This is a genomic window from Flammeovirga agarivorans (assembly GCF_012641475.1).
GTDB classification, from domain to species: domain Bacteria; phylum Bacteroidota; class Bacteroidia; order Cytophagales; family Flammeovirgaceae; genus Flammeovirga; species Flammeovirga agarivorans.
This window is the reverse complement of record NZ_JABAIL010000019.1, coordinates 1-5,585: the sequence shown is the minus strand read 5'-3', so window position 1 is coordinate 5,585 and position 5,585 is coordinate 1. Positions and strand designations below refer to the sequence as shown.

General features: G+C 29.5%; 7 protein-coding genes. All 7 read left to right on the top strand.

Translation table 11 applies throughout. From position 1 onward, the window contains the following. The first annotated feature begins 108 nt into the window (after positions 1-108). The 7 genes from HGP29_RS27735 (at position 109) to HGP29_RS27705 (ending at position 5,439) form a co-directional block, all read left to right on the top strand. Positions 109-654 (top strand): alpha/beta hydrolase, encoded by a 546-nt coding sequence (locus HGP29_RS27735; RefSeq protein WP_235958360.1) that lies wholly within the window; start codon positions 109-111, stop codon positions 652-654. 183 nt (positions 655-837) lie between these two features. Continuing rightward, positions 838-1,611, top strand: coding sequence for a hypothetical protein (locus HGP29_RS27730; protein WP_168885730.1), 774 nt, complete (start codon positions 838-840; stop codon positions 1,609-1,611). 123 nt (positions 1,612-1,734) lie between these two features. Beyond that, a complete protein-coding gene (locus HGP29_RS27725; RefSeq protein WP_168885729.1) occupies positions 1,735-2,250 on the top strand; it encodes a hypothetical protein in 516 nt (171 codons plus the stop codon). 91 nt (positions 2,251-2,341) lie between these two features. Then, on the top strand, positions 2,342-3,022 hold the full coding sequence (locus tag HGP29_RS27720; protein ID WP_168885728.1) for a hypothetical protein: 681 nt from the start codon (positions 2,342-2,344) through the stop codon (positions 3,020-3,022). A gap of 82 nt (positions 3,023-3,104) precedes the next feature. Then, positions 3,105-3,908 carry a hypothetical protein gene (locus HGP29_RS27715; protein ID WP_168885727.1) on the top strand — a complete coding sequence of 268 codons (804 nt, stop codon included), beginning with the start codon at positions 3,105-3,107 and terminating at the stop codon, positions 3,906-3,908. Between the two features lie 106 nt (positions 3,909-4,014). Beyond that, positions 4,015-4,707 (top strand): hypothetical protein, encoded by a 693-nt coding sequence (locus HGP29_RS27710; RefSeq protein WP_168885726.1) that lies wholly within the window; start codon positions 4,015-4,017, stop codon positions 4,705-4,707. Between the two features lie 93 nt (positions 4,708-4,800). Further along, on the top strand, positions 4,801-5,439 hold the full coding sequence (locus tag HGP29_RS27705; protein ID WP_168885725.1) for a hypothetical protein: 639 nt from the start codon (positions 4,801-4,803) through the stop codon (positions 5,437-5,439). The last annotated feature ends 146 nt before the right edge of the window (positions 5,440-5,585 follow it).

The following is a 5,585-nucleotide window of genomic DNA, read 5'->3' as shown; positions in this document are numbered from 1 at the left end:
AAGCTCTGTAACACCAGCTAAAACTCCACGTTCGGGTGACGCACCCTCACACGTAGTTTAGCCATTACGTTGTGTCGCATTAAACAACTTCATCTTAAAATTTAGAAATTGAAAGCATATTGCATAAGTGGTCTTGGAGCTGATCAAAGAGTCTATGATAGTTTAGACTTGAAATATGAAAAAGTACCATTAAACTGGATAAAACCACATAAAAATGAATCACTTAAAAGTTATGCTATGCGATTATCTCAGAATATAGATAAAGATGAAAAATTCATAATAATTGGAGTAAGTTTTGGTGGGTTAATCGCTGTTGAAATTTCAAAAATATTAAAACCTGAGTTTACAGTTTTAATATCAACAGTTGAAAAATCTTCAGAACTACCAATCCATTATCGATTAATAAGTAAAATAAATTTTATAAAGTTCCTTCATCCAAAATTCTTTAACTTACCATTTATAATTGCATCATTTCTTTTTGGAACAAAAAATCCTTTATTAAAAGACATTCTTAAAGATTCGGATTTAAGTTTTACAAAGTGGGCAATAAATTCTTTGTTAAAATGGAAAAGCAAGGAAAATATTGAAAACACCTTAAGAATAAATGGAACATCAGATTTAATACTATCTTCAAAAAATCAGATTTTCAAATAAAAAATGGACATCATTTTATGATTGTTGATAGAGCAAAAGAAATATCAAAAATCATTAATACATATAAAACGCAACACAACAACAGCTAAAACTCCACGTTCGGGTGACGCACCCTCACACGTAGTTTAGCCATCACGTTAGGTACAATAAAAGCCTTACAAGCAAACTAAAAGAATTAGACTAATGAGTAATATTCCAATAAGATATTTTATTTTTTTCGCATTGACCATACTTCTATCTAGTTGGAGTACTAGTTTTGCTCAATCTTTTAATCCATTCAAACAAACAGACGATTATAATTGGTTAGATCCAAAATTAGATTACAGAGCAAAAAAATTACTAGAAAATGAAAAGGGGGTTAATTATGAAAATTATCACCCATATTATATAAATAACGACACACTCGTTGATCTAATTTATGAAGGGGGGTACACTAAATCAGGTTTAGAGGGTAATCAAGTTATAATGTATTTGAACAATGGCGATTCTCTCGATCATTTAATTACTTTAAGCGGTAAAATAACTATGATAAAAGAATTAGATTTAGGTATAGGTAAAGAGGTAATTATTTTAGACGAATCATGTTGTGCAGACCCAATCTATAATATCACGTATTTATATTTAATCAATTCTTCAGAGAAGATAAAGATTATAAAATCAGATAGAATTCAATATAATTATGAGGAAGGATTATTACCAGACAGTATTCATCTTAATCAAAAATTTATTGTCACTAAGTCAACATATAATTTAAGAACAATACCTTCTTTAGATGACTCAGATATAATTATGGAATATCAGAAAGGTGACAAAGGAATTGCTGTAAACTCAAAAGTGGATAAAACTGGAAGAGTTTGGTGGTTTGTTATTATGGACTGTACAATTGGTTGTACAGAGAATGAAAATCCTAAATTAGCAGGCTGGATGAGTAGTAGATACCTAAAAAAAATTAATTAGTAAAGTACCTAACATCAGCTAATCTCCATCCACCGGTCGACACGCCCGCTGGTCGTAGTTTAGCCATTACGTTAGCTGTTATTTATATTCATCAACGAAATAGTTTCATAAACTAAGCTAGACATGTCAAAAATTTTTCTATCAATATTTATTAGTCTTAATATTTTTACCATTCAACAACCTAAAGATACTGTCCTCGAATTTTATGACTGGTACATAAATAAAGGAGGACAAAACATCTTAAATATTATTTATGTTGAAAAAGAGAATGGTATGACGGGATTAAATTTAATAGAAATAGAAAATGAACTTACTAAATCAGGGTTCTTTACCCAAGAATTAATTACAACTTACATAGCATCATTTGCTAATTGTAATGAAAAACTAACTCATTTAAAATATTCAGATTATTTAAAGATTGAAGATATATTCGATTTAGAAGAACTTGCATGTGGAGTACAATATCCATATTGGATTGGAGACTCAATGGAAGATCCTAAAGTTTTCAAAGCTGAAAAAATGGTAAAACTTGACTCAACAACAGAACATGTAACCATTTTTTTTCCAGATGCATTATTAAGATTAAATGTAGAACTGAAGTACCAAAATAAGAAATGGTTGATTAACTCAATAAAATAACAACAGCTAACATCAGCTAAAACTCCACGTTTCGGGTGACGCACCCTCACACGTAGTTTAGCCATCACGTTATGACTAATAATTTTCGACAATGAGATATTTTTTATTCTTAGCAATCATTTTTATATCTATTTGCTGTAAAAAGGAAAGTAATCGTATAAGTGCAAATAGTTCAGAAGAACCAAATTTAAGTGGTATTAACTATCCTATTAGTGAAAAGAAAATTGACCCAATAAAAGTGATTAAGGATTATTTAATTGATAATAATATAGATTCTACCTTTGAAAATTATACATGGAGTAAAATTGAAGAATGGGATGCTTTAAGTTTTCGTTATGTTGTTAGGTATAATAAGGTACAGAAAGCTGGAATTAATCAAGCCAATTCAAATACTTTTACATTAGATTCACTTGGAAATATTATAATTCAATTTGAAACTAGTGACATAAAAGCCTTTTATGAATATTATGATTCACTAGGTGTACCAAAATTCTTTTTTAGCTCTAAAAAGTTTGAAAAAATAGGTTACCAAAATAATTTTGAAATGATTAGAATTAATACTGATTCAACATTAGATATTATTGGAAATCTTCCTGACACAAATAACTTATTGAATAAGGATTTTCTAGAGTTTATGGTAAAGAATATTCCTACCTCTGATACTGTTGATTTCAATTATGTAAAAGATGTAACTTGGTCAAGTGATATTACTGGGGAAGATGGTTTTGGGTTTGAAGTTATTGATAATAAAGTTACAAACATACGAGAATAGTCATAACATTAGCTAACCTCCATCCATCGGGTGACGCACCCGCTGGTCGTAGTTTAGCATTTACGTTCTATGCAATTAGAGGATGATAAGAATTACTTTCATATTAATTACATTACTTTTTTCAAGAGTAAACACTTACTGTCAAGATGATAGTTGTGCAGAATATTATGGGGAATTCTGTGAATACATAAAATTAGATTCAACAGAAATTCCTTTTTATACCTCAGAATTTTCTCCCTCGGATTATAACCAAGATTCCACTTCTGTATCATTCTCAGATTGTATTGATAATCATGAGGCATTCTGTTCAGGTGTCTCACAAGCTTTAAAGGAAGATAAATTATCAATAAGACAAGTAGGTGATCCGGGACATGTGAGTTCATGTACATATGCATCTTTTGAAAATTATGATGTATCTCTAATCTTGACAGGAGATATTATTGAAGATAGAGGGATATTTATTGAAAATGCTGGTTATAATTTTGTGATGAAACGCCGAATTCAAGATAGTTTAGGTGTAGAAGTTTTGCAAAATATTGGAAAAAGAGATAGTTCTTGGATAGAATTTGATAATAATCAAATGCAAAATTTGATTGCAACTTTTGAAATAGAATTCAAAACAGACTCAACAATATTTTTAAAAGTGAATAACTTAAGAATGCAACAAATTGAATTTAAGAGCCTTGAAGGAGTCATTTTTACAGACGCTATGAGCAAATATACTTTTTCCTATAATAATTTGTTAGAAGGGATAGAAATGAAAACTTTAGGAGATAGAAATAGAAAAGCATATTTAGTTATAGATTTTGAAGGATATACAAATCCGAACTTTTGTAAAAGTAGAATAAATAACAAATGGATTATCCCAATAAAAATAGATCTATAATTTAAAAGCATAGAACATCAGCTAATCTCCATCCACCGGGTGACACACCCGCTGGTCGTAGTTTAGCCATTACGCTGGGCAACATATTAAGCTAACTACAAAATTCATGATTAAGATTATTTTTCTAGTATTGTGTAATTTGTTATTTATATCATGTTCTACTTCAAATAGTAATAAAAATTACATCGAGAGAAAAACAGGTTTTGATAACCTTAAAGATCAAAATATTCTAACAAATAAGTGGTTAAGGAAGGAGTCTAATCTATTAATGGTTCACGAAACGGTAAAAGCTTTTGGTTACAAAAAATTAATTAAAAAATTAGATCTAAATTCGTCACCAATAATTTATAAAGATATCTATCTAAAAAAAGAACTAAGTTCATTAATTGATTCATTAATCTTATCGTATAATACGACTGATATAGAGGTCAAATATTATAATGAGTTTTGGAATAGACGTAAAGTAGAAAATAATGAAAAAGCGGTTTTTAAGATCCTTAATGAAATTCAAAAATCAATGAATTCAGAAAAAATGGATAACTTAAACTCTAATGAAATCGTTAATGACACATTACTTTCATTACTATCAATAGAATATAATCCCAAAACAATATCAGATTCAATAGCTAATATGAATTACAATAAACTTAAAAGTTATGGCTTCCATCAGTCAGCATATAATCTCCTATTTGAAAGATATGAATATTATGACATTGATTGGAATAAAGACAAATTAAAGAACGGATTAATAGAGAGTGTAATCGTAGAGGTTCCATTCATTAAAGACAATACAAAATAATATACGTTGCCCAACATCAGCTAAAACAGCAAGTCTCGTCCGACGCGGCCTCGCTCGCTGTTTAGCAATTTCGTTGTGCAACATTATTATCACATGAAAAAGATTATACCAATATTGATATTCTTGTTGATAAATAACTTCTCATATTCTCAGAGTTATTCGACTAGTGAAGTAATTTCAAAAGCTGAATTTTATTTGAAGGAAGCTGTTGGTGTTGAACTATTTAAATATTTTACCTTGGACCCTCATTCTTTTTATCACTATAAAAACAAAAAAGGGAAGTCTAAATGGAGAGAGATCAGCAAAGGGAAAAAGACAAGAGGAACATTTGTTGATGGGAAGAATATAAATTTCGTTTTAAATCATCCTGATTTTTCATATCCATATGTAAGGAAAATTGTTTATGTTGAATTGAATTCTGATTTAGAACTTATACATGACCTTTACATAGATCAGATTCCTAAATTCCTACTGGAGAATAAACCTTCAAATTGGCTTACTGAAGATCAATTAGATCAAATTATTAAAAATCAGAACCTTAAGAAGATATCTAGTCCATTAACAAAGAGATTGAATTTCGATTCAAAGATGAAAAGTTATTACTGGATTGTATGGAATACTCTTTATGAAGAAAAGTACTTTTCAGACGAAGAGATTCTGCATATTGACGCTGTTACAGGAGTGGTATTGAAACATTTTGAAAAAAGGCAGTATTTCATACATTGTTATTGATTAGAAAACGTTGCACAACACCAGCTAAAACTCCATGTGTCGGGTGACTCACCCTCACACGTAGTTTAGCATATACGTTAGCCACTATATATACCATGAAGCATATTTTAGTATTAGTTTTATTAATTATTTCGTTCTCATGTGCA

Coding starts and splice junctions, on each gene's coding strand:
- HGP29_RS27730 (WP_168885730.1), top strand. CDS start 838: ATGAGTAATATTCCAATAAGATATTTTATTTTTTTCGCATTGACCATA.
- HGP29_RS27725 (WP_168885729.1), top strand. CDS start 1,735: ATGTCAAAAATTTTTCTATCAATATTTATTAGTCTTAATATTTTTACC.
- HGP29_RS27720 (WP_168885728.1), top strand. CDS start 2,342: ATGAGATATTTTTTATTCTTAGCAATCATTTTTATATCTATTTGCTGT.
- HGP29_RS27715 (WP_168885727.1), top strand. CDS start 3,105: ATGATAAGAATTACTTTCATATTAATTACATTACTTTTTTCAAGAGTA.
- HGP29_RS27710 (WP_168885726.1), top strand. CDS start 4,015: ATGATTAAGATTATTTTTCTAGTATTGTGTAATTTGTTATTTATATCA.
- HGP29_RS27705 (WP_168885725.1), top strand. CDS start 4,801: ATGAAAAAGATTATACCAATATTGATATTCTTGTTGATAAATAACTTC.